Consider the following 24,309-nt stretch of genomic DNA (forward strand, 5'->3'; position numbering starts at 1 on the left):
TTATGCTCCCGTCATTCACGCTTCGGCGCGGGGGACCAATGGAGGCCACGATGCCCACGACCCGCAAGACTGTCCGCCGACTCGCCCACCCCCGCACCATCGCCGCAGGATTCACGATCGCCATCCTCGGCGTCGTCGGCTGCACCGGCGGAGGATCGACCTCCGACAGCCAGAGCGCGGCCGCGGACGTACCCGTACGCGACGGCGGCGACATCGTGATCGGCGCCGAACAAGAACCCGCGTGCGCGGACTGGGTATCGACTTGCTCGGGATCGATATGGGGCGACTGGATCATGCGCCGGCCCACGATCCCCGTCACCTTCGACATTCGTAAAGAGGGCGACGACTGGGCAGCCGAACCATCCGACCTACTCACGGGCGAGCCAAAGGTCGAGTCAACCGGCGACTCGATGACGATCAAGTACTCGATCAATCCCGAGGCCGTCTGGTCTGACGGTGAACCCATCACATCGGCCGACTTCAAGTACACGGCCCTGCAGATCCGCGACGGCAAGAACATATTCGACAAGACCGGGTACGACAAGATCACAAACGTCGAGACTCCAGACGAGAAGACCGCGGTCGTGAACCTCGATGAGCAGTACGCAAGCTGGCGAACATTGTTCAGCAACACCTATGGTGTGCTGCCTTCGCACCTACTCGAGGGCAAAGACCGCGCCGAGATCATGCGCGACGGCTACGCGTTCAGCGGCGGCCCGTGGATCATCGAGTCGTGGAAACGCGGCACCAGCGTCACCCTCGTACCCAATGAGAACTATTGGGGCGACAAACCGCATCTCGACAAGGTGACGTTCACGTTCATCCCGGACACAGCAGCGGCCTTCCAGGCGCTCAAGAGCGGCCAGGTCGACGCCCTTTACCCGACTCCGCAGCTGAACGCGATGAGCCAGATCGAAGCAGGTCTGCCCGGCATCAACTCACAAGTAGACACCCAGAGTGGCAACCTCGAGGCGCTCTGGGTCAACAACGAAGCATTTCCCTTCGACTCTGAGGCCGTGAGGCAGGCCACCTCATACTCCGTCGACCGCGCGGCCCTCGTCGACCGGATCTACGGCGCGGTCGGGGTCGATGAGCCGGCACAGAGCTTCTCATCCCCGCTCGTGTCCACGTACGCAAACGACTCGTTCAGTCAATACGAACTGGACCTCGACCAGGCCGCGGATCTGATGGAGTCCGACGGCTGGAGCAAGAACGGTGACGGAGTCTGGACCAAGGATGGCCAACAAGCCGCATTCGTCATCCACTCACTCGCGGGCAACAAGCGACGCGACCTGATGCTGCAGATCCTCCAGCAGCAGTACGCGGATGCCGGGTTCGAGGTGAGCATCAAGACGACGACACCTGCCGACCTCTTCACCAAGATCGCGCCGTCCGGCGATCTACAGATGGGTCTGTGGACACTGGTCGACTACTTCCCGGAACCCGCTCCGGCATTCAACTCCGACGACATTCCCACCAAGGCGAACGACTACTCGGGCTTCAACTTCAGCCGCGTCGACGATCCGGAGGTCGACCGTCTCCTCAAACAGGTCGACACCGACCTAGACACGAACAAGCGGATCGAAGCAGCGAAGGAAGCCGACAGCGTGCTCGCCGACTCAGCGGCATCCCTCCCATTGGTCGCCATCCCGAACATCCTGCTCTGGAACCAAGAGATCGGCGGACCCGTGAGCATCAATCCGGCCGAGGGGCCGTTCTGGAATCTGCAGGCCTGGGGACTTGCCAAGTGAACGACGAGCGATGAGTACGGGGCAAACATGATCGGCTACGTGATCCGGCGACTCGTCTACTCGGTGCCGGTCGTGCTCGTCGCGTCGTTCGTTCTGTTCTGCGCCGTGCGCGCCGCATTCGACCCGCTTGCGAAGCTACGACAGTCGCGAGACCCGGGCCTCGTAGCACGTGAGACAGAACGACTCGGTTTGGACCGGCCGATACCCGAGCAGTACGGCCTATGGCTCAAGGAGTTCGTCACCGGCAACTGGGGGGTCAGCACGCGTACCAGCGGAGACGTCGGCCCGATGATCATTGACGCCGTCTGGCCGACGGTTCAGTTGATCGCCTGGGCTCTGCTGTTCGGCATAGTGATCGCGGGTTCGATCGCAGTGTTCTCCGCCGTACACCGGTACTCATGGGGCGACCATCTGCTGACGGGGCTCTCCTACGTCGGTGTGGCGATGCCGGCATTCTGGTTCGGCCTGATTCTGATCCAGCTGCTGGCGGTCGGACCGCTGCAATACCTCGATACCGACGAGCCGCTCCTCTACTTCATCGGATTGCACTCCCCCGGCCAGTCCGGATTCAATCTCGACTACCTGCGTCATCTCGTCCTCCCGGTGCTCACCCTGACGATCGCACTCGTCGCGAGCTGGAGCAGATACGGCCGGGCGGCAATGCTGGACAGCCTGTCGAGCGACTACATCCGCACCGCCCGCGCCAAGGGCGTCCACCGCCGACGAATCATTTGGAACCATGCGGCCCGCAACGCATTGGCCCCGTTCGTCACGGTCGTCGCGCTCGACGCGGCGCTACTGTTCGGCGGCCTTGTCGTCACCGAGCAGATCTTCTCGATCCCCGGCATGGGCAGACTGTTCCTCGACTCGCTGCAGGCAGGCGACGTGTACGTCCTGATCCCCTGGATGATGATCGTCGCGGTGGCAGTCGTCGCCTGCAACCTCATCGCTGACCTGAGCTACGCGATCCTGGATCCGAGAGTGAGGCTGCGATGACCGCTGAAACGTCAGCCGCTACGACGCTGGCCGGCGCGGCGTTCGTACGCCGCTTCACCCGACATCGGCTGGCAGTGGTCGGCCTGGGCATCCTGATCGTCCTCGCCATCGCGACATTCGGCGCCGAATGGGTCGCCCCATCGCCCCGTGGCGCTCAGGATCTCGCACTCGGCCCGACACCACCGTCGCCCGAGCACTGGTTCGGAACCGACGAGCTCGGCCGCGACTACCTGAGCGAGCTGCTGTACGCGGGGCGGGTCTCGCTGTCGGTCGGGCTCGCGGTGGCAGTGTTGTCGACAGCGTTCGGCACGTTGGTGGGAACCATCGCCGGGTACGCGGGCGGGATCATCGACGAGCTGGTCATGCGATTGACCGACCTGTTCCTCATCGTCCCTGCGATCGCGATTCTCGCGCTCGCACTGGAGTCACTCGGACGGTCGACTCCAGCGATCGTCTTCGTACTCGCAGCGATCGGGTGGACGTACGTCGCGAGGATCGCGCGTGCCCAGGTGCTGAGCCTGCGCGAGAAGGAGTTCGTCGATGCCGCGCGCTCCATAGGCGCATCCACGCCCCGAGTCGTCGTACGCCACATCCTCCCGAACCTCGCCGGGATCATCGCAGTCAACATGTCGCTGACCGTGGCGACGGCGATCATCATCGAGTCGACCTTGAGCTTCCTCGGGTTCGGGGTACAACCACCGTCGTCGAGTTGGGGATCGTTGCTGAGCACAGCGTCCGGACTCGTCGGCACTTCGGAGGCCTACCTTCTGTACTTCCCCGGCCTGATGATCCTGACGACAGTTCTCGCCGTCAACTTCGTCGGGGACGGGCTACGAGATGCACTCGACCCACAAGGCAAGAACCTATGAGTACCGATTTGAATGATCCCCTGCTGTCCGTGAACGACCTGCGTGTCACGTACGGTCGGGCCGAACACGAGGCGGTCACTGTCGACGATCTGAGCTTCGCCGTTGCTCCCGGCGAGACACTCGGCATCGTGGGTGAGTCGGGTTCGGGCAAGAGCATGACCTCGCTCGCCGTCCTCGGACTGCTGCCTCGTGGAGCGCGCGTCACGGGCTCGGTGCGATTCCACGGCGAGGAGCTCCTCGACCGCTCGGACGATTCGATGCGTACCCTGCGCGGCAACGAAATCGCGATGGTGTTCCAGGACGCACTCACCGCGCTCAACCCGGTGCACACAGTGGGAGACCAGCTACTCGAGGCGATACGCGCACATCGCACGGATCTGTCCCGCGCCGCGATGCATGACCGCGCGATCGAAACACTCGAGCTCGTAGGCATCCCTGCAGCACGGGAGCGTATGGGCCAATACCCGCATGAGTTCTCCGGCGGCATGCGACAGCGAGCGATGATCGCCATGAGCATCATCAACGAGCCGGCCCTGCTGATCGCCGACGAGCCGACGACTGCGCTCGACGTCACTGTGCAGGCACAGGTGCTCGACGTGTTTCGCCGTATTCGCGAGCGGACAGGAACGGCGATCATCTTGATAACGCACGACCTCGGAGTCGTCGCCGGCGTGGCCGATCGAGTGCTCGTCATGTACGCCGGCCGGCAGGTCGAGGTTGCTGATGTCGACTCGCTCTTCTACGAGACCGCGCATCCCTACACCGCCGGCCTACTCGCCTCGCTGCCTGGGCTCGAAACGACGAACCCCCGTCAGCGCCTGTTTCAGATCGACGGTCAACCGCCTGACTCGACCGTATTGCCTCCGGGCTGTCGGTTCGCTCCTCGCTGCCCACACACCGTGGATGCGTGCACTGGCTCACCACCGGCGGAGGCGATGCTGTCCGACGGTCACTCGGTGTACTGCGTACGCGCCGACGAACTGCAGAACGGACTGCTGCGATGACGCTCGAACTCTCGGATGTGGTGAAGACCTATCCTGTGCGGCACGGCGTCCTCGGACGCCGCACCGCATCAGTGCAAGCGGTCTCCGGTGTCAGCCTGAGCGTGCCCGCCGGGACGACGTACGGGCTCGTCGGCGAGACGGGGTGTGGCAAAAGCACCCTCGGAAGGTGCGCCGCGCGTCTGAACGAACCCGACGACGGCGTCGTCTCTGTCGACCAGGCCGAGATCACGCACCTGCGCGGTGCCCACCTGCGTGGGGTACGTCGCAAGGTGCAGACGGTCTTCCAAGACCCCTTCGCATCCCTCAACCCGCGGATGTCGATCCAGGCGATCCTCCGCGAACCGCTCATCATCCACAAATTGCATCCCGGTCGACACGATGAGCGCGTGGGCACGTTGCTCGAGCAGGTCGGGCTGAATCCCAGTTGGGCTGGACGCTACCCACACGAACTCTCCGGTGGGCAGCGACAGCGCGTCGGCATCGCCCGGGCCCTCGCGGTCGAACCGGACGTCGTCGTCTTGGATGAGCCGGTCAGCGCGCTCGACGTGAGTGTCCAGGCGGGCGTACTCAACCTCCTCTGCGATCTGCAGGAGAAGCTCGGACTCACGTACCTGTTCATCTCCCACGATCTGTCGGTCGTCCGGCACCTGAGCCACCAGGTGGGTGTCATGTACCTCGGCAGGATCGTCGAGAGCGGGCCCGCTGAGCGGGTGTACGCGTCGCCGAAGCACCCGTACACCAAAGCGCTGCTGTCGTCGATTCCGATGCCTGATCCGCGCGCGGAACGCGCCCGCGAGCGCATCGTGCTGAGCGGCGACCTGCCGAGTCCGATGAGCCCACCGTCTGGTTGTCATTTCCACACGCGCTGCCCGCTAGCGACGGAGATCTGCTCGCAGATCGTTCCGGAGACCCAGATAGCCGACACCGGCCAGGCGGTCGCGTGCCACCACGCCGACCTTGCGACACATATGCCCACCAATCGACACAAGGAGCGGTAATGGCGACCCATTCGATTGCGGTCATTCCAGGTGACGGCATCGGCAAAGAGGTGATGCCCGAGGGGGTACGCGCGGTCAAGGCCGCGGCGCAACGATATGACCTCGCGCTCGAGTTCACCGAGTTCGACTTCGCGTCGGCCGAGTACTACGAGAAGCACGGCGCCATGCTTCCGCCAGACTGGTACGACGTACTGGCGGAGTTCGACGCCATCCTGTTCGGAGCGGTCGGCTGGCCCGAGATCGTGCCCGATCACATCTCCCTGTGGGGCAGCTTGCTGAAGTTCCGGCGCGGCTTCGACCAGTATGTGAATCTGCGCCCGTGCCGATTACTCCCCGGCGTACCCAGCCCACTCGCCGGTCGCGAACCCGGCGACATCGACTTCGTCGTCGTCCGGGAGAACACCGAGGGTGAGTATTCGAGCATCGGCGGGCGAATGTTCGAGGGTACCGAGCGCGAGTTCGTCGTACAGGAGACCGTCATGACCCGGGTGGGCGTCGACCGGGTTCTGCGGTACGCCTTCGACTTGGCCAATCGTCGCGAGGCGAAGCACCTGACGTCAGCGACGAAGAGCAACGGCATCTCGATCTCGATGCCCTATTGGGATGAGCGCGTCGCAGAGGTCGGCGCGCGCTACGCCGACGTGCGACGCGACCAGTTCCACATCGACATCTTGACGGCGAACTTCGTACTGCGCCCTGACCACTTCGACGTGGTCGTCGCCAGCAACCTGTTCGGCGACATCCTGTCCGACCTCGGGCCCGCGTGCACGGGAACGATCGGCGTCGCGCCAAGCGCGAATATCAATCCGGAGCGTACGCACCCTAGCCTGTTCGAGCCCGTGCATGGGTCGGCTCCTGACATCGCCGGCAAGGGCATCGCCAACCCCATTGGGCAGATCTGGAGTGCGGCGATGATGCTCGAGCACCTCGGTCATGCCGTCGCCAGCCAGTCAATCCTCGACGCGATCGAATCAGTGCTTGCCGATGGTGTATCTGACGTCATCACACCCGATCTCGGGGGTTCCGGCACGACGTCCTCACTTGGAGCAGCGATTGCCGAGCGACTCGACTCGTAGGAAGAAGACTTCAGTGGCGTTCGAACGGCTCGTCGCACTCGTCAATGGCCCTACGCCCCAGGAGGCACGTTCGTGACCGTCCACAGATACGACGCAGTTCTCTTCGATCTACTCACTGCCCTATTGGACTCATGGACGCTTTGGACCGATGTCGCCGGGAGCCCTGCGGTTGGCCGGAGGTGGCGCGACGAGTACCTGCGCAGAACCTACGCCGCTGGAGACTACCGCCCCTACGACCAACTGGTTGCTGAAGCCTCGTCAGCGCAGGGGCTCGACAGCGCGCTCCAAGACGAGCTCACTCACCGATGGGGCGAGCTGCGCGCATGGCCCGAAGTACCCGACGTCCTACGAGAGCTGTCGGCGGCCGGAGTCAGACTCGGCGTCGTCACGAACTGCTCGGAGGCCTTGGGTCGCTCGGCCGCGGCAAAGCTCGGCGATGCGCTCGAGGTCGTCGTGACGTCGGAGGCGGCTGGAGCGTACAAGCCACGCCCCGAGCCCTACGAACTGGCGCTGAGCCGACTCGAGCTGCCCGCCGAGCGTGTCCTGTTCGTCGCCGGCTCGAAGTTCGACCTCCCCGGCGCTGCCTCTGTGGGCATGCCTGTCTGGTGGCACAACCGCGTCCGCATGGACCGCGGCGATTTGCCCGCCCCAGTGGCTGAGCACGACACACTCACCCCATTACTCCAGGACGTCCTCGGCCGTGATGGTGGCATTCCCTCGTAGCTTGGAGCTTTACTGAGGCGGAACATGCCAGCGTCGCATGTTTCGGACGAACTCTTTGTGCTCCCCCGACTGGACTCGAACCAGTAACCTGCCGGTTAACAGCCGGCTGCTCTGCCAATTGAGCTACAGGGGATCGCGGCATCGTGATGCCGTGCGCAAGACAGCGTAGCAAGTCGGTCGGCCGAACGTGAAAACGGCCGGTTGCTCACAGGCCGAGGTCGACGCGGGCGAGTTCGAGCCCGCGGCGGCGCGCCTCGCGTACGGCGCCGGAGGCCGGGTCGAGGCCGTTCGCGAGCAGGAACGAGAACTCCACATCGCCGGTACGCACGGGTGAGCGGCGGGCGACGATCTGCAGGCCCTTGCTGCCCTCGATGGGGACGTTGCGGGTGAGCAGAATGCTTGCCGTCACTCGTTCGTTGATCAGCTGCAGGAGCCGCCGCGGGTCATCGAGGTGTACGACGTGGCGAGGGTGCGGTTCGCCGAAATCGGCTACCTCGTCGACCACCAGGGCGGATTCGTCGCGGTCCCAGGTCGCATGCTCAACGTGCTCCCAGGGGATCCCGACGAACGTATCGCTGCCGAGGTAGAGGGATCGATCGGTGCCGACCAGCCATACCCCGTCGTCGGCGCGTCCGAACGCAAGCACCCGCTCTCCGCGGGTCAGGTCAAGCGCTGAGAGCACCTCACGAGGCAGTCGGTCTCGACGTGGCTTCCATCCCATGTCTCCATGATGCCTGATCAATCATCACCCACGAGCGCGGTGACGTATCGCGTACGGCCGATGCGGTCGAGGGCTTCATCCTCGAGTCGGCGCGCGACATGCCGGGTGATGCCGAGCCGCGTCGCGGCCTGCGCCAACGTCAACGGCGAGCCGTCGAAGCCGAACCGCAACCGGATGAGTGAGCGGTCGGGCTCGACGAGCTCGGCGATGATCGACTCGAGACGTCGGCGGGTCTCTCGTCGATGCGCTACCACCCAGGGGTCGTCGGCGTCGCCCATCAGCTCATCTGCCGTCTCATCGCCGAACTCGAGCGACAGGAGCGGCTGGTCGGAGCGCATCAGGTCTTCGACGCGATGCTCGCTCAACCCGACCGCCGCGGCGATCTCACTCGAGGTGCCGGGCACACCTGTCGCCTCTTCAATCGCATCACGGGCCTTGCGGCAGCGGTTGAGCTGCTCGTACGACTGCTGCGGCACCCGAATCGTGCGGTGCTCCGGGATCGCCCGCGAGATCGCCTGCCGGATCCACCACGTCGCGTACGTGGAGAAGCGGAAGCCGAGCGACTCGTCGTACTTCTCGACAGCGCGCATCAGCCCGACGTTGCCCTCCTGGACCAGATCGAGCAACGGGACCTGGCGTACGCCGATGCGGCGCGCCAGCGTGACCACGAGTCGCAGGTTCGCGCTGATCATCGCGCTCCGCGCGGCATCTCCAGCGGCGACTGCGGCTCGCAGCTCTTCCTCGTCGCCGCCGGTCGACGCCGCGAGCCGACGTCGCGCACGCTGGCCGGCAGCCACCAACGCGCCGAGCCGGCGCTCGTCTCGCGGAGACAACAGCGGGATCCGCCCGATCGCGTTCAGGTACGCGTGGAGCCCCGGATCCGTCGTGTCGTACGTGGTGCGTGCCGTCTCGCCGGCCATCGTTGCCTCCCCGATCGTGTCGTCGCGCCAAGTCTCGACCGAGGACTGCGGAGGCAAAAGCGTCATCAGGCCGCCTGTGGACCGACTCTCGTACGGCGGCGACCGACTGTGGAGCTCCCTGTGGTTAGCGCACGATCTCCACAGGGCAGGTGGCATGCTGCAACACCGATTGGCTCACGGAGCCGAGCAGCAAACCCTTGAAGCCGCCGCGGCCGCGCGACCCGACGACCACAACCGACCCTTCGACCGCCTGAGCGAGGATGGCCTTGGCCGGGTGATCACGTACGAAGCGACGGTGCACACTCACCTCGGGATAGCGCTCATCCCAGCCGTCGAGCGCCTCGTCGAACAACCGGGACTCCTCCTGTTCGATGACCTCGACGTCGTAGACCGTCGGCAGCGGATCGTACGGTCCGGTCGAGACCGGGTCGGTCCAGCCGTGTACGGCGATGAGATCGGTGTCGAGGTCCTGGGCCCGGTCGAACGCGCGCTCGACGGCACGACCCGAGGCATCCGACCCGTCGACTCCGACGATCACCGGACCCGTGAGCCGAGGGTCACGGGCTTGGTCAGCGTCCCCGGCGCCCGATGGGACAACGAGGACAGGGCATGCGGCGTGCGCTGCGACCTGAACGGTGACCGAACCGAGCAGGAGGCCCTTGAACCCGCCGAGTCCGCGCGAACCGAGCACGATGAGGCTCGCCGATTCGGACTCGCTCCGCAGCGCAGGCGCCGGTGGACTCGTCGCCAGAGCCGTCGACACGGTGAGGCCAGGGTGGCGCTCGGTCACGTACGCAGCCGCTTCGGAGAGCACCCTCTCCGCCTCGGCACGGAGGTAGTCCAAGGTGCCGGCCTCGAGGATGACTTCGGGCGCGGCGTACGCCTGCGACAAGATGAGCACGTGCACGATTCGTAGCGGTGCGCCGCTACGAGCCGCCTCGACGGCCGCCACGTCGAGCGCCGGCTGACTCGTTGCGGATCCGTCCGTTCCGACGACGATCGGCCGCATTTCGTCCATGGTGTCCTCCCTTGTCTACGCCACTCCCCCGACGGCGCGCTCCCGCAACGTACGGCGCTGCTGCTCGAGAGCGACCAACTCGCCGAACATCCGGTTGTAGTCACTCACCTCGTCGACCGGGTTCGTGCGCTGCAACCTCGACTTGAGCTCGGCGATGCGACGGAGCGTCGTGAGCTCCTGCACCCGGGCGACGAGGGCCGACATGAGGGGTTCGGTGACGTCGCCGTTCGTGCGCAACGGCTGCGTCGCCAGTGCCGCGAGCACCGACCGCGTCGCGTCGTCGGACGCCGCGTCGCGCAGTTCGGGCACCCAAGCGGCATCGGACGCCGCCGACGGTGGGTGCTTCTCGATCAAGGTCCACACGGCCGCAGCCGTGGGATGGGCGAAGTCGTCCGCGTCGATCCCGTCGAGCCGGCCCGCGGCGACCTGCGGGTACTGCACGATCGCCTGCAGCAGTTCGCGCTCGTCGGCGAACCGCTCCTCGCCGAGCGACGGAGCATCGGGCGCCGGCGGTCGTACGTCGGCCTGCTCGCGTTGCTGCCGATCGCCACTGCCGCGTTGACCTGCGCGGCGGATCTGCGCACGTACGTCATCGACGTCGACCCCGATCGTCGAGGCGATCTCGCGCGCGAACGCGTCGACCTTCGAACGGTCGCGGATCGCCGAGACGAGTCGGGCAGCCTCCGCCGTCGCGTCGACCCGCTGGTCGGCGCGGTCGAGGTCGTACTTGCGGGCGACGTTGGCGAGTACGAAGCGGTACAACGGCACCCGCTTGGCGATCAGCTCTCGTACGGCGGCGTCACCCTGCTGCAGCCTGAGATCGCACGGGTCGAGACCCTCGCTCTCGACCGCGACGTAGGTCTGGGCAACGAACTGCTGGTCGCCCTCGAAGGCGCGCATCGCGGCGTTCTGGCCGGCTTCGTCGCCGTCGAAGGTGAAGATGACCTCGCCACGGAACTCATCGTGATCGAGCATGAGCCGGCGCAGAATGCGCGCGTGGTCGGGGCCGAACGCCGTGCCACAGGTTGCAATCGCGGTCGTCACACCGGCCTGATGGCAGGCCATCACATCGGTGTATCCCTCAACGACGACGGCTTGCGATGCCTTCGAGATCGGCCGTCGGGCGAGGTCGACGCCGTACAGGACCTGGCTCTTCTTGTAGATCGGTGTCTCGGGTGTGTTGAGGTACTTCGCCTCGATCCGGTCGTCGTCGAACAACCGTCGCGCACCGAACCCGACGACATCTCCGGCGACATCGCGGATCGGCCAGATCAGCCGGCCGCGGAACCGGTCGTACGCTCCGCGCGACCCGGATGCGACGAGTCCGGACTTGAGCAGCTCGTCGTCGGAGAACCCGGCCGCGCGCAGGTGGGCGAGCAGCGCCTCTCCGCCGCGCGGGGCGAACCCGACGCCGAAGGTCTCGGCAGCCTCGCGGTCGAACCCGCGGTCGGTCAGGAACTGTCGGCCCGTACGCGCGTCGCTGGCCGAGGTGAGCTGCTCGACGTAGTACGCGGCGGCGCGACGGTTTGCCTCGACCAACCTCGCGCGCTGGTTCGGGTCGCGACGCGGCCCGCCCCCGCCGTCGACGTACCGCAGCTGGACGCCGACGCGACCCGCGAGCCGCTCGACCGCCTCGGTGAAGGTGATGCCTTCGACCTCCTGCAGGAATGTGAACGCATCACCCCCGGCACCGCAGCCGAAGCAGTAGTACATGCCCCGCGAGGGCGTTACGTTGAACGACGGCGACTTCTCGTCGTGGAAAGGACAGAGGCCCTTGCGGCTCCCGCCGCCGGCGTTGCGCAGCGTGACGTGCTGCTCGATCACCTCGTCGATGCGCACGCGCTCGCGTACGAGTGCGATGTCTTCGTCACGAATCCGGCCGGCCACAATCGGAGTGTAGTGCGCCCGATGAGGCGCGGCGTCTCCGCTTCCGTACCGTACGACTACTCGCCTGCCCGACTCGGCTTCGCTGTCGGCTTTCCGGCTTCTGCGGTGCGACTACCCGCTTGCCCGACTCCGCTCGCTGTCGGCGTTGCCGCTTCTAACCGCACGACTACCCGCTTGCCCGATTTCGGCCCGCTGTCGGCTTTCCCGCTACTCGGGCTAGGCAAAAGACGCGGCGACGCGGGAGCCGCAGCTACGATTTCGGGTTCCTTGCCGGCTAACCCGCTCTGGTCGGCTGTTGCGGGGTCGGTGGGTGGTGGTTCACCAAGTAAACATGGTGAAGTACCGCTTTGCATGGCAGGGACATCGTGCAAAGTGACACGTTGCCGTGCCCGTCGGTACGCCAGCGACTACCGGTACGGATGTGACCCCGAAAACCGAACATTAGCCCGCTCCAATATTGAAGTGGCACGTACGCCGCCAAGCAACCCGAGCCGAAGAGCCGCCTCCGCGCGTCGCCGCGTCCTTTGCCTAGCCCAAGTAGCAGCGAGAGCCGACAACGAACGCCGAGCCGGGCAGGCGGGTAGTCACACGGACCATCCCCGCTGGGATGCGCTCAGAGCAGTCGCCGCGCCCAGTCGCGAGCGGAGTCGTCGGTGAGCGAGGCGACCTGGTCGACCACGACCCGCAGGCGCGCGGAGTCGTCTGCCGCGAGCTCGAAGTCGGCCGCGAACGACGCCTCCAGCACGTCGGCGCCGCGTGCTCGGCCGACGTCGACGAGGCCGTGGATCAACGCTCGTTGATCACGCAGCTGGGTGATCCGGTCATCTGCTCGCATCACGAAGTGCGCCACGATCGCCTTCAGGACGGCGATCTCGGCGCGCGTCGGCGCGGGCACGACGAGGTCGGCCGCGTAGCGGCTCAGACCGTGGTTGCCGTACGCCTCACGCGTCGCGGCACGCGCCGACAGCGCGAACCTCCCGATCAGCGCACTCGTCAGGCTCTTCAGCGCCGCGAGGTCGCCTCGCAAGCCGGCGTACGGCGCGGTCGGCCATTCGTCCATCCCGCGCAGCCGGTCGAGCGCGGCATCAAGCTCGTCGGCGGTCGCGTCGCGTACGTACCAGTCGCGCGCCGTCTCCCACACACCATTGCGGTCGTCGTCGATCTGGTCGAGGCGCATGCGGCCGCCGACCACGGCATCCTCGAGGTCGTGTACGCAGTACGCGATGTCATCGGACAGATCCATCACCTGCGCCTCGATGCAACGCGCCCGACCTTCGGCACTCTTACGTGCCCAGCGGAACGCGTCCAGGTCGTCCTCGTACGCCCCGAACTTGCGGATGAGCTTCGGTGAACCGTCGGCGTGCGACCCCGCTGGTGTCGGCGCATCCGAGCGCAGCCACGGGTACTTCACGCAGGCATCCATTGACGCGCGGGTGAGGTTGAGCCCGACGCTGGACCCGTCGGATGCGAACGTCTTCGGCTCGAGCCGCGCAATGATCCGCAGCGTCTGAGCATTGCCTTCGAACCCGCCGCACTCCGCCGCGGCCTGGTTGAGCGCACGCTCACCGTTGTGTCCGAACGGCGGATGCCCGAGGTCATGCGCGAGCGCCGCCGTCTCGACAAGATCCGGGTCGCAGCCGAGCGCCTTGCCGATCTCACGCGCGATCTGCGCGACCTCCAGCGAATGCGTGAGCCGGTTGCGGACGAAGTCGTTCGTCGCCGGACCGACGACCTGGGTCTTCGACGCGAGCCGACGAAGCGCGGCAGAATGCAGCACCCGCGCCCGGTCGCGCTCGAAAGGCGTGCGGTCCGGTCGCTTCGACGGCTCGGGTACGCGGCGCTCGCGCGCCTCGTCGCCGTACATGGGCTCATTCATCGAATGCAGAGTATCCGCACAGCGATCTGTTGGAGGCTCCGCTCACTCCCCGATCCCGGACACGTGCTCGCCGGGACGGCTTGACCTTAAGTCAACATGAGGTTTGAGACTTGGTGCCGATCGTGAGGAGACGCGATGGATCATTCGGGTTCGGCAGGGACGACACGGCCTCTTTCCGTGTCGCAGTGCACGGTGTGCGGAGTCGAGTACGACGCGAAGGCTCTTCCGGAGGTGTGCCCCATCTGCGCAGACGAGCGGCAGTATCTGGCCGACGATCGGCGACAGCGCTGGGTCGATCCCGCGGAGTACGGCGGGATCGACGTGTTTCCCAGCGAGCCCGGGCTGTGGTCGATCGCCGTCGACGGCGGTCCCGGAATCGGCCAGCAGGCCAAGGTCATCGTGACCGAGGCAGGCAACGTGATGGTCGAAGCGCCCGCGTCAATCACCGACGAGGCGGTCGAGGCCGTGCGCGCACTCGGCCCGCTTCGGGCAATCATCGCGTCGCACCCGCACATGTACGGACTCCAGTCGCAGTGGTCCCGCGCGCTCGACGACGCCAGGGTCTACATCTCGTCCCTCGACCGGGAGTGGCTCGGTCTCACGCCATCGTCGGTTGTCATCTGGGAGAAGGAAGTCGAGCTCGTCCCGGGCGTCGTCGCCTCGCAACCGGGCGGGCACTTCCCCGGCAGCGCGGTGGTGCACTGGTCGGGGGAAGACGGCGCAGGGGTGCTGCACACCGGCGACACGGTGGCCGTCAACCCCGATGGCGAATCGCTGGCGTTCATGCGGTCCTATCCGAACCGGATCCCGCTCTCCCCAACGGTCGTCCTTCGCATCGCCGACCACATCGAGCGCTACGACTTCGACCGTATCTACGGCAACTTCGGTCGATCGATCACCCGCGATGCGAAAGCCCGAGTACGAAGGTCCGCACACCGGCACGCAGCCTGGGCGCGCGGGGACCACGACCATCTGACCGGCCCGGGCTGACTCACACTTGCATCCTCTCAAACACATGCCAGGGCCAGGATGTCCTGGGATAGCGCGGGCCTGGTTGCGATCGCCCAACTGCAGGAGGCTTTCCGAGGATGACCCGCAAAACGAAGGAAGAGACGCATGAAATCCATGGCCACGGTGGACGGAGTCGACATCCCCTACGAGCAGACCGGCCACGGTCCCGGGCTGGTGCTGGTCCACGGCACCGGACCGGGGGCAGACATCGCGTTCGGACACTTGCTCGGTGATCTGCAGAAGTCCTTCACCGTGGTGATGCCGGAACTATCCGGCACGCCAGCCGTGGACGACGGCGACGCCGAGCTCACGGTCGAGCTGCTGGCCGCGCAGGTCCTTGGGGTCGCCGATGCCAGCGGATTGTCGGACTTCGTCGTCCTCGGATTCTCCCTGGGCGGCCCCGTCGCCGTCACCATCGCGGCCACAGCGCCGGACCGGGTGAACGGCCTGGTCGTGGCGGCCAGCTGGGCCAACACAGCAGACGACCCCTACCTGTCCCTGCTCTACGACGTGTGGCTGCGGACGGCCTCCGATGCCGATGCCTTCGGCAGGTTCTCCACCCTCACCGGGTTCAGTCCGGCACACCTGGCCAGAATGCCCCATGCCGATGTCGAGGCTCTGGTGCCGAACCTGACCCCGACCTCCGCGCTTATGCGGCAGATCCGGCTGGGTTCACGCATCGACGTCACCGGGTACGCGCAGCGGGTCAGCGTCCCGACGCTACTGATCGCCGGCCGCCATGACGCGACCATCCCTGCGCACGCCGTCGCAGCACTCGCCCGGCTGATCCCCGACAGCCGCACGTCGACGCTGGACAGCGGGCACGTGATGACGTTCGAGAGGCCGGACGAGTTCACCGAGCTCGTCTCCGACTTCGCCCTCGCGCTCCCCGGCCGGCCGTGACGGCCTGATCGCTCCCGCCGATCATCGCGCTGGCGCACGCACTGGGTCACGTCGGCCTACGCTGTCGCCTACGGCGGGTTCCTGCTGCTCGGCGGTCGGCGCGGCAGTGGTGCTGCTCAGCGGTGCTGCGGGTCGCTCCGGACGTAGGCTTGTCCAATGACCGTCAAAGGCCCGAGCCGTGTCCAACAGCTCGGTGAGTTCCTCCGCGCTCGGCGCGAGGCACTGCCCGCGCCGGCGCGCAGCCGCGCCAGGACTCCGGGCCTGCGGCGGGAAGATGTCGCGGCCCTGGGGGCCATTTCGGTGGACTACTACACGCGGCTGGAGCAAGGCCGGGCAGCATCGATGCCCTCCCCCGCCGTCACCGACGCCTTGGCCGATGCACTCGAACTTACCGCTGCGGGGCGGGCGCACTTGCACAGGCTGACCGGGCGCGCTGCGCCTGAAGCCACCCAAGCGGACTCGCCCGTGCCCGGGCTGGTCTTCCTGATGGACAACCTCGGCGACGTCCCCGCCCAGGTAGTCAACGACCTCGGCGACGTACTCGCCCAGAACTCCGCCGCAGATCGCCTGTTCCCCTGGATCGTCGCAGAAGGGCTGGGCCGCGCCAACGTCTACGAGCGCTGGTTCTGCCACGAGCCAGTCCGCGCCGCCTTCCCCGCCGACCAGCGCGATGCGTACTCCGCAGCGCAGGCAGGCGAACTGCGCGCGGCGGCCACTCGCCGCGACCTCGCCGGAGACCCACGCGGCCGGCAATTCGTGAGCGCTCTGATGGAACGCAGCGGCGAGTTTCAGCGCGCCTGGGACGCCCAGCACGTCTACGACGGGCGCGACAAGCAGATCTGGACAGCCAGCAACGGCGGTTCAGCATTGCATGCCCACGTCACCGTCGACGACCACACCAATCAGCGCCTCATCGCCTTCGAGTACTCCGTCGCCAGCGACATCTAGGCGTTGCCGCTGCCTACCCCGCCAAAGAAGCTTCCGCCGCTGACGAATCCCTACCAGCGTGCGCGTCGCGGCCGCGGCTGGCACCGGGGGCAGGTGTACGACGAACGGTTCATGAACGCGTCACGCCGGATCGGCGTACCGCAACGACGGCAAGGCTCGTCATCGCGACCGTAGACGTTCAGCGAGCGCTCGAAGTAGCCGCTCTCGCCGTTGACGTTGACATACAAGGCATCGAACGACGTGCCGCCCGCCGCAAGCGCTTCGTTCATGACTGCGCGCACCGCGTCGAGTACGCGCGCGATCTCGGTACGGCGGAGGGTCTCCGTCGGTCGGGCGTAATGCAGCCGGGCGCGCCACAGCGCCTCGTCGGCGTAGATGTTGCCAATGCCCGAAACGAGCGACTGATCCAGGAGCGCACGCTTGAGCCCCGTGTGTTTACTCCGCAACCGCTCGGTGAACTCCGCGTCGTCGAACTGCGGATCGAGCGGGTCACGCGCGATGTGCGCGATCTCGGCGGGGAGCACGGCGCCCTCCTCGCTGAGGGACAGCCCACCGAACATCCGCTGGTCGACGTAGCGCACGTCGTACGGCGCATCGAGCTCCAAGACGACCCGCAAGTGCTTCTCCGGTGACTCCGATGAATCACGTACGAGCACCTGGCCGCTCATGCCGAGATGGACGAGCACGGCGTCGCCGTCGTCGAGCGGCAGCCAGAGGTATTTGCCGCGACGGCGGGCGGCGGTGAAAGAGCGCCCGACGAGGCGGTCCGCGAAGTCTCGCGGCCCGGCGATGTGTCGGCGCACCGGCCGCGGATGCAGGACGCTCACCCGCTTGATGCTGTGGCCGACCGCATATCGTTCGAGGCCGGCGCGTACGACCTCGACCTCGGGAAGCTCAGGCATTGGCGCCCGGCTCAGCGACCGGGAGCTGCTCCTTGATCGTGCGCCACGCGGTCTCGGCGACCTGCTGCTCGGCCTCCTTCTTCGAACGCCCGACGCCCTCACCGAAGACCTCGGCGCCGACGCGTACCTTCGCCGTGAACGTCTTGGCGTGGTCGGGCCCGCTCTCGGAGATGAGGTACTCCGGAACGCCGAGATTGTTGTCGGCCGCGATCTCCTGCAGGCTCGTCTTCCAGTCGAGGCCGGCGCCGAGGTTCGCGGCGACGTCGAGCAGCGGGTCGAACAACCGATGCACGACCTCAGCCGCCCGGTCGAATCCGAACTGCAGGTAGATCGCGCCGAGCAGCGCCTCGACAGTGTCGGACAGGATGGACGCCTTCTCGCGCCCGCCCGTAGTCTCCTCGCCGCGGCCGAGCCGGATGTACGCGCCGATGCCGACCGTGCGAGCGACGTCGGCGAGCGCGCGTGCGTTGACGACCGCCGCGCGAAGCTTCGCGAGCCGCCCCTCCGACAGGTCGGGGTGCGCGTTGTAGAGGGTGTCGGTGATGATCACGCCGAGCACGGAGTCTCCGAGGAACTCCAACCGCTCGTTGTTGGGCACTCCGCCGTGTTCGTACGCGTACGAACGGTGCGTGAGCGCATGCGACAGCCGCTCGGGCTCGAGCGAGGGCACGCCGAGTGCTTCGGCGAGCTCGCGAGTGTCCTCCAGATGGCCCGGTGCGACGTCGCCTGCGGTCACGATGACTCCTTCTCCTCCGGTGTGTCCCCCTGAGTGGACGCGGAGTCATCCCCGACGTCGAGATCGCGCAGCGCCGCCCATCGGGGGTCGAGCGCCGCTTCGTGACTGTGGCTCGGATCGTCGGCCAGGCGGAACCCGCACACCGGGCACAGCCCCTGACAGTCAGGGGTGCACAGGGGGTTCTGCGGCAGCGACAACACGATGGCATCGCGGACGGCGGGCTCGAGGTCGAGCAGCTCGCCCTCCATCCGGCTGGTCTCCTCGTCCTCGTCGGGATCGGCGTCGTCGTAGAGGTAGAGCTCTTGGATGTCGGCGGTGAACGAGTCGGTCAGCGCCGTCAGACAGCGCACGCATTCACCGACCAGGTCGACGCTCGCCGTGCCGGTGACGAGTACGCCCTCCATGACCGATTCGAGCCGCAGCGTGAGCGCGATCGGGTCGCCCTCGGGCACGCGCAGCATGTCGACGCCGAGATCTGCGGGTGCGGGTGCGTCGAGCACGACCTCGCGCTCGGCTCCGGGCCGGCGGCCGAGTTCATGGGTGTCGAGCACCAGCGGTGCTCGCGAGTCGAGGGTCGCCAAATCTCACTTCCGAGTTAGGGGTCCGTGGTCCGGACCGGTTCTGGGCACCGTCCAGGTTACCGATCGGGGCCGACAGCGTGCACGGTCAGGCGCTCGAAAGCCGCGTTCTGAGGGCACCGAGTACCTGTGGAGGTACGAGAGCCGAGACGTCTCCGCCATGGCGCGCAACCTCCTTCACCAGGCTCGACGCCAGGAACGAATAGTCAGGACTCGTCGGTACGAAGACCGTATCGACCTCGGCCAGGCTGCCGTTCATCTGCGCCATCTGCAGCTCGTAGTCGAAGTCCGTGACCGCGCGAAGACCCTTGACGATCGCGTGTATGTCGTTGTCGGTGCAATAGCCGACCAGCAGCCCCGTGAACGAGTCGACGCGTACGTTGGGGTAGTCCGCGACGACCGACTCGAGCAGCTCGATCCGCTCCGCGACGTCGAACAGTCCACGTTTGCTCTCGTTGGCGCCGACCAGCACGACGACCTCGTCGAACAGCTTCGCGGCCCTCGAGATGATGTCCAGGTGTCCGTTCGTCACCGGGTCGAACGATCCCGGGCACACCGCCTTGCGCATTCTCGACCTTCCTGCTCGACGTCAGGCACGGTGACCGTACCAAAGCACGGTGGATCCGTACTTCTTCGAACGAGTCGCCTCGACGTGGTCGGGCCACTGCGGCTCGTTCGAACGTCGGCCACGCTCGACCACCACGATCGCGTCCTCGGCGAGGACTCCCCGGCTCTCGAGCGCGCCCAACAGCGTGCCGAGCGATTCGTCGGCGTAGTCGTACGGCGGGTCGAGGAGCACAGCGTGGTACGCGGCGCTCAGCCGCTCGACGGCCGTCGAAGCCGATGCCGCGACGACCTCTGCGGCAGCCCCGAGACCCAAGCTCTCGGCGTTGCGGGAGATGAGCGCCGCTGCCTTTCGGTCGGCCTCGACGAAGGTAGCGTGGACGGCTCCGCGCGACAGGGCCTCGAGGCCGTTCGCGCCAGAGCCCGCGAACAGGTCGAGGAACCGTACGTCGTCCCAGCCGCCGAGCTGGGATTCGAGCGAGGAGAACAACGCCTCACGTACGCGGTCGGTCGTCGGGCGGGTTGCGTCGCCGGGCGGTGTGGCGATGCGGCGACCACCCGCGGTACCCGCGATGATGCGCGTCACGAGCGCTCCAGATAGTCGGCCTGGTCGGTGCGTTCGAGGTCGAGCACGGCGTCGAGCAGCGCCGGCTGCCCGTCGAGCTCGGGGTCGGTCTCGATGGTCTGCCAGGAGTCGGCCCGGGCCTGCTCGATGACGTCTTCGTCGCGTACGACCGATAGGAAATGGAACGCCGACCGCCCACCGGACTGTCGGAACCCCAGCACGTCGCCCTCGCGCCGCAGCTCGACGTCGAGGCGAGCCAGCTGGAACCCGTCGGTGGTCGCCGCGACCGCCTCGAGGCGCTCTCGGGACGGGCCGTCGGGTTCGGTGGCGGTGACGAGGAGACACAGGCCGGGCGCGTCGCCGCGACCGACTCGGCCGCGCAGCTGGTGCAGTTGGGAGACGCCGAAGCGGTCGGCGTCCATCACGACCATCACCGACGCGTTGGGTACGTCGACCCCGACCTCGATCACGGTCGTCGACACGACGACGTCGAGCTCGCCGTCGGCGAACCGACGCATCGTGGCGTCCTTCTCGTCTGCGTGCATCCGGCCGTGCAGCACGGCGATGCGCAGACCGGACAGCGGGCCGTCGGACAGCTGCTCGTACAGCGCGAGTACGGAGATCGGCGTCGGGCGGTCTTCGGCCTCGTCGTCCTCGAGGTCTGGCGAATCGGCCGGCTCTTCGGAGGCGGGCCCGTCGTTGTCACCGATGCGCGAGCACACGACGTACGCCTGCCGGCCGCGCTCGACCTCCTCTCGTACGCGCTGCCACGCGCGTACGAGCCAGTCGGGTTTGTCTCGAACCGAGACGACGTTCGTCTGGATCGGCTGTCGCCCGGCGGGAAGCTCGCGCAGCGTGGACGTCTCGAGGTCACCGAAGCTCGTCATGGCCACCGTGCGAGGTATCGGCGTCGCCGTCATCACGAGTACGTGCGGCTTCGCGGCGGCCTTCTCCGCGAGTGCGGCGCGTTGTTCGACACCGAATCGGTGCTGCTCGTCGATCACGACCAGCCCGAGGTCGGCGAACTGGACGGGGTCTTCGAGAAGTGCGTGCGTACCGATGACGATGCCGGCTTCACCGGACGCCGCGTCGAGGAGCGACTCCTTACGTGCCTTCGCCCCCATCGAACCCGTGAGCAACCGCACCCGGGTGGCTCCGGGCTCGCCGCCGAGCATGCCGCCCGCCGCGAGTGAACCGAGCATGCCGGTGATCGAGCGCTGATGCTGCTGCGCGAGCACCTCGGTCGGCGCGAGCAGAACAGCCTGGCCGCCGGAGTCGACAACCTGCAGCATCGCGAGCAGTGCGACGATCGTCTTGCCGGACCCGACTTCGCCCTGTAACAGGCGCTGCATCGGAACCGTGCCCGCGAGCTCGTCGCTCAACTGGGCGACGACCTCACGCTGGCCGTCGGTGAGCTCGAACGGCAACCGCTCCTCGAAACGCGTACGCAACCCGTCGGCGGTGACCGGCCGCGAGACGGCGGACTCGTGTGCGGTCGCGTACCTGCGGCGAGCCAGGACCGTCTGGGTGACGAAGGCTTCTTCGTACTGCAGCCGGCGCTGCGCCTGTTTGAGCTGAGACCGGTCTTCGGGGCGGTGTACGCCCTCGAGCGCTTCCTTGGCGCCCACGAAACCATGGCGCTCGCGGACGTCGGCGGGCAGCACATCGGGAAGGTCGCCGACCTGGTCGAGCACGATCTCGACCGACTTCGCGATCTGCCACGAAGCGAGTTTGGTGGCGGCCGGGTAGATCGGAATCACCGACCGGGTGAGGCGGGATCCCTCCTGGTCGCCGCCGAGGATCTCGAACTCCGGATGGGTCAGCTGCAGGTTGCCGCGATAGGAGTCGACCTTGCCCGCGAAGAGTCCCTGAACGCCCTCGTGCACGGTCTTGGTCAGCCAGCGCTGGTTGAAGAAGGTCAGCAGCAGACGTCCGGTGCCGTCGGTGATGACCACCTCGGTGCGCATGCCGCGGCGGTTCTTGAACCGGTAGTCCTTCGCACTGAGGACCCGGGCGATGACCGTGACGTGCTCACCCTCACGCAGTGCCGACAGATCCGTGAGCGAGCCGCGGTCGAGGTAGCGGCGCGGGTAGTGGTGGAGCAGGTCGCCGACGGTCTCCAGCTCGAGCTTCTTCTTCAGCGGGTTGGCCGTACGCGCGCCGAGCTCGCGCTCGAGGCTGGTCGCCAGGTCGATGCTCACGTACGCGTCACTCCACTGCCAACAGCATCGGGTAGCGGCTCTGACCGCCTTCGTACACGACTGTGTCGACGTCGGGGCGTACGCCGTGCAACCGCTCACGCAGCGCGTCGACGAGACCGTCGTGGCAATCCTCGCCACACACCACCGTGATCATCTCCGTGCTGCCCGTCCAGAGGCGGTCGATGACGTCGTACGCGACACTGACCAGATCGTCTCCGACCATCGCGAACTCACCCTCGATGACGCCGAGCACGTCACCCGGCTCACAAGGCCCGGCCATCGTCATACCGTGCTCTCGCGCCACTGTTACGGCGCCGTGGTGGGTGTGCCCGGCGGCCGTCGTCATCGCCACGACGTCGTCGTCGAAGCCGCGGCCGGGCTCGTGCACCGCCAGCGCCGAGAGACCTTGCACCTGGGTATGAGTCGGAATCACTGCCACCCGCAGCCCTGCCGCCCGGGCCTGGATCGCGGCCGCCTCGCAGACCGGCACGTACGGACCGTGGTTGGGCAGCACGATCACCTCGGCGGCGTCGCTCGCGGTCATCTCGCGGAGCACGTCGGCCGCCACGAGCCGCTGCCCGAGGCTGAACTCGAGTACGTGGCCGCCCGCCTCCGCGCACAAGGCTGCAAGGCCGGGTCCGGCCGCCGCGAACACGACCGCCCGACCGGAGGTCGATCGGCCGTCGTGCGTACGACCTGCCGCCGCGTCGGCGAAATGGGTGACCTCGATCCGGTGCGGTCTACCTGCGGCGATACCGGCTTCGACCGCGGCACCGACATCGTCGACGTGCACATGGACGTTCCACAGCCCGTCACCGCCGACGACGACCAGCGAGTCGCCCAACGGCGCAAGGGCATCCCGCAGGTCGGGTATAGCGGTATCGGGTGCGTCGAGGAGGTACATCACCTCATAGCTGGGGCCATCGGGGTCGCCCGGGGCGTCGAGCGAGGGAGTGGGGATCTCCCGATCGCCGAGCGCGCCAGCCGGCGGGGCGTGCCAACGGCCGGTGAACACCTTCTCGGTCGCGTCGAGGACCACCACCAACGCTCGCCCGCCGGCGTCGACGACGCCTGCGTCGCGAAGTCGGTCGAGTTGCTCGGGGGTGTGCGTCAGCGCCTCTCGGGCAGCGCCCGAGGCCGCCGTCAGCACCTCGACGAGAGTGGCACCCGCAGCTGCACGTGCGCTGGCGGCCGTGGCGGCGGAGCGCGCCACCGTCAGCATCGTGCCTTCGACGGGCGTACCGACCGCGTCGTACGCCGCGCGGCTGGCATGCTCGAGTGCCGCCGCGAGTCCCCCGGGGTCGATCGTCTCGGTCAGATCGCGTGCGACCGCGCGTACGAACTGCGCCATGATCACGCCCGAGTTGCCCCGGGCGCCGAGCAGTGCGCCGTCGACGAACGCCGCCATCATGGGCGCCAGCTCATGCTCCTTGCCGGCCGCAGACGCAGCGGCCTCGAAGGTGAGATAGACGTTGGTGCCGGTGTCGCTGTCGGGCACGGGGAACACGTTCAGTGCATCGATCTCGGCCCGCGCCGCACCCAATGCGTCGACGCACGCACGCGCCCAGCGTGCAAATCCGTCGGGAGTGAGCGTCACGGCCATGAGCATGAAGACTAGTCACCGCAACCGACCGGATGCCGATTGGCGTGCCGAGTGGTGGATCGGATATCCTGTTCCGGTTGCTCGCATGATCCCGCGACGGGATCGGCCGACTCGGCCGCTTCGAGCGACATCCGAACGAGTCTTTTCGATCAACTGGGAGTGTGTGCGGTGGCTGCGGTCTGCGACATCTGTGCCAAGGGACCTGGCTTCGGCAACAACGTGTCCCACTCGCATCGGCGTACGCGCCGTCGGTTCAACCCGAACATCCAGCGGGTGCGGGCAACCGTCAACGGCACGCCGAAGCGCCTCAACGTGTGTACCTCCTGCCTGAAGGCCGGCAAGGTCACCCGCTGAGCTGAACATCCACGACGGCCCCGCCACCGGCGGGGCCGTTCGTATGCCCGCTCGCGGCGTGAAATACCACGGGCCCACAGCAAACCCCGCCACTCACCAGCAAAC

General features: G+C 67.0%; 23 protein-coding genes and 1 tRNA gene. 11 read left to right on the forward strand and 13 right to left on the reverse strand.

Translation table 11 applies throughout. From position 1 onward, the window contains the following. Window positions 1-50: 50 nt before the first annotated feature. From MU582_14280 to MU582_14310, 7 genes are all read left to right on the forward strand, one after another. Complete coding sequence (locus MU582_14280) at window positions 51-1,751, forward strand: peptide ABC transporter substrate-binding protein (protein UPK73598.1); 1,701 nt, start codon at window positions 51-53, stop codon at window positions 1,749-1,751. A 27-nt stretch (window positions 1,752-1,778) separates the two neighbouring features. Beyond that, a complete protein-coding gene (locus MU582_14285; GenBank protein ID UPK73599.1) occupies window positions 1,779-2,747 on the forward strand; it encodes an ABC transporter permease in 969 nt (322 codons plus the stop codon). Continuing rightward, the gene (locus tag MU582_14290; GenBank protein ID UPK73600.1) at window positions 2,744-3,616 is read left to right on the forward strand and encodes an ABC transporter permease; all 873 of its coding nucleotides are present in this window, start codon (window positions 2,744-2,746) and stop codon (window positions 3,614-3,616) included. Before MU582_14285 ends, MU582_14290 begins: the two co-directional genes overlap by 4 nt. Next, window positions 3,613-4,620, forward strand: coding sequence for an ABC transporter ATP-binding protein (locus MU582_14295; protein ID UPK73601.1), 1,008 nt, complete (start codon window positions 3,613-3,615; stop codon window positions 4,618-4,620). Before MU582_14290 ends, MU582_14295 begins: the two co-directional genes overlap by 4 nt. Then, window positions 4,617-5,618 carry an ATP-binding cassette domain-containing protein gene (locus MU582_14300; protein ID UPK73602.1) on the forward strand — a complete coding sequence of 334 codons (1,002 nt, stop codon included), beginning with the start codon at window positions 4,617-4,619 and terminating at the stop codon, window positions 5,616-5,618. Before MU582_14295 ends, MU582_14300 begins: the two co-directional genes overlap by 4 nt. Beyond that, window positions 5,618-6,694, forward strand: a complete 1,077-nt coding sequence (locus MU582_14305) for a tartrate dehydrogenase (protein UPK73603.1) — start codon at window positions 5,618-5,620, stop codon at window positions 6,692-6,694. The genes MU582_14300 and MU582_14305 overlap by 1 nt, the downstream gene beginning before the upstream one ends. Before the next feature lie 72 nt (window positions 6,695-6,766). Then, a complete protein-coding gene (locus MU582_14310) occupies window positions 6,767-7,417 on the forward strand; it encodes an HAD-IA family hydrolase (protein UPK73604.1) in 651 nt (216 codons plus the stop codon). Window positions 7,418-7,477: 60 nt separating this feature from the next. On the opposite strand, the gene MU582_14315 is transcribed toward MU582_14310, so the two are convergent. The 6 genes from MU582_14315 to MU582_14340 all read right to left on the reverse strand — a co-directional run bounded on the left by MU582_14315 (window position 7,478) and on the right by MU582_14340 (window position 13,839). Continuing rightward, a tRNA-Asn gene (locus tag MU582_14315) sits at window positions 7,478-7,550 on the reverse strand. Between the two features lie 72 nt (window positions 7,551-7,622). After that, complete coding sequence (locus MU582_14320) at window positions 7,623-8,138, reverse strand: hypothetical protein (protein ID UPK73605.1); 516 nt, start codon at window positions 8,136-8,138, stop codon at window positions 7,623-7,625. A 17-nt stretch (window positions 8,139-8,155) separates the two neighbouring features. Then, window positions 8,156-9,124 carry a sigma-70 family RNA polymerase sigma factor gene (locus MU582_14325; protein ID UPK73606.1) on the reverse strand — a complete coding sequence of 323 codons (969 nt, stop codon included), beginning with the start codon at window positions 9,122-9,124 and terminating at the stop codon, window positions 8,156-8,158. Between the two features lie 58 nt (window positions 9,125-9,182). Beyond that, on the reverse strand, window positions 9,183-10,076 hold the full coding sequence (locus MU582_14330) for a universal stress protein (protein UPK73607.1): 894 nt from the start codon (window positions 10,074-10,076) through the stop codon (window positions 9,183-9,185). Window positions 10,077-10,091: 15 nt separating this feature from the next. Continuing rightward, complete coding sequence (gene dnaG, locus MU582_14335) at window positions 10,092-11,963, reverse strand: DNA primase (protein UPK73608.1); 1,872 nt, start codon at window positions 11,961-11,963, stop codon at window positions 10,092-10,094. 613 nt (window positions 11,964-12,576) lie between these two features. Continuing rightward, on the reverse strand, window positions 12,577-13,839 hold the full coding sequence (locus MU582_14340) for a deoxyguanosinetriphosphate triphosphohydrolase (GenBank protein UPK73609.1): 1,263 nt from the start codon (window positions 13,837-13,839) through the stop codon (window positions 12,577-12,579). Between the two features lie 177 nt (window positions 13,840-14,016). Between MU582_14340 and MU582_14345 the strand changes: the two genes are divergently transcribed. The 3 genes from MU582_14345 to MU582_14355 all read left to right on the forward strand — a co-directional run bounded on the left by MU582_14345 (window position 14,017) and on the right by MU582_14355 (window position 16,701). Next, window positions 14,017-14,829, forward strand: coding sequence for an MBL fold metallo-hydrolase (locus tag MU582_14345; protein ID UPK73610.1), 813 nt, complete (start codon window positions 14,017-14,019; stop codon window positions 14,827-14,829). Between the two features lie 126 nt (window positions 14,830-14,955). Then, window positions 14,956-15,753 (forward strand): alpha/beta hydrolase, encoded by a 798-nt coding sequence (locus MU582_14350; GenBank protein UPK73611.1) that lies wholly within the window; start codon window positions 14,956-14,958, stop codon window positions 15,751-15,753. A 156-nt stretch (window positions 15,754-15,909) separates the two neighbouring features. Next, a complete protein-coding gene (locus MU582_14355; protein UPK73612.1) occupies window positions 15,910-16,701 on the forward strand; it encodes a helix-turn-helix transcriptional regulator in 792 nt (263 codons plus the stop codon). A gap of 50 nt (window positions 16,702-16,751) precedes the next feature. On the opposite strand, the gene mutM is transcribed toward MU582_14355, so the two are convergent. The 7 genes from mutM to MU582_14390 form a co-directional block, all read right to left on the reverse strand. Continuing rightward, window positions 16,752-17,603, reverse strand: a complete 852-nt coding sequence (gene mutM, locus MU582_14360; GenBank protein ID UPK73613.1) for a bifunctional DNA-formamidopyrimidine glycosylase/DNA-(apurinic or apyrimidinic site) lyase — start codon at window positions 17,601-17,603, stop codon at window positions 16,752-16,754. Then, entirely contained in the window at window positions 17,596-18,339 is a 744-nt protein-coding gene (rnc, locus tag MU582_14365) for a ribonuclease III (GenBank protein ID UPK73614.1), read from the reverse strand. The genes mutM and rnc overlap by 8 nt, the downstream gene beginning before the upstream one ends. Further along, complete coding sequence (locus MU582_14370; protein ID UPK73615.1) at window positions 18,336-18,920, reverse strand: DUF177 domain-containing protein; 585 nt, start codon at window positions 18,918-18,920, stop codon at window positions 18,336-18,338. The genes rnc and MU582_14370 overlap by 4 nt, the downstream gene beginning before the upstream one ends. An 85-nt stretch (window positions 18,921-19,005) precedes the next feature. Continuing rightward, window positions 19,006-19,485, reverse strand: a complete 480-nt coding sequence (gene coaD / locus MU582_14375) for a pantetheine-phosphate adenylyltransferase (protein ID UPK73616.1) — start codon at window positions 19,483-19,485, stop codon at window positions 19,006-19,008. A gap of 21 nt (window positions 19,486-19,506) precedes the next feature. After that, complete coding sequence (gene rsmD, locus MU582_14380; GenBank protein ID UPK73617.1) at window positions 19,507-20,067, reverse strand: 16S rRNA (guanine(966)-N(2))-methyltransferase RsmD; 561 nt, start codon at window positions 20,065-20,067, stop codon at window positions 19,507-19,509. Further along, window positions 20,064-22,247: an ATP-dependent DNA helicase RecG gene (recG, locus tag MU582_14385; protein UPK73618.1), complete on the reverse strand. Its 2,184-nt coding sequence runs from the start codon at window positions 22,245-22,247 to the stop codon at window positions 20,064-20,066. Before recG ends, rsmD begins: the two co-directional genes overlap by 4 nt. A 7-nt stretch (window positions 22,248-22,254) precedes the next feature. Beyond that, complete coding sequence (locus tag MU582_14390; GenBank protein ID UPK73619.1) at window positions 22,255-23,850, reverse strand: DAK2 domain-containing protein; 1,596 nt, start codon at window positions 23,848-23,850, stop codon at window positions 22,255-22,257. 168 nt (window positions 23,851-24,018) lie between these two features. On the opposite strand from MU582_14390, the gene rpmB reads away from it, so the two are divergent. Then, entirely contained in the window at window positions 24,019-24,204 is a 186-nt protein-coding gene (rpmB, locus tag MU582_14395) for a 50S ribosomal protein L28 (GenBank protein UPK73620.1), read from the forward strand. Window positions 24,205-24,309 lie beyond the last annotated feature (105 nt).

The sequence above is a fragment of the Nocardioidaceae bacterium SCSIO 66511 genome (genome assembly GCA_023100825.1).
Classification (GTDB): domain Bacteria; phylum Actinomycetota; class Actinomycetes; order Propionibacteriales; family Nocardioidaceae; genus Solicola.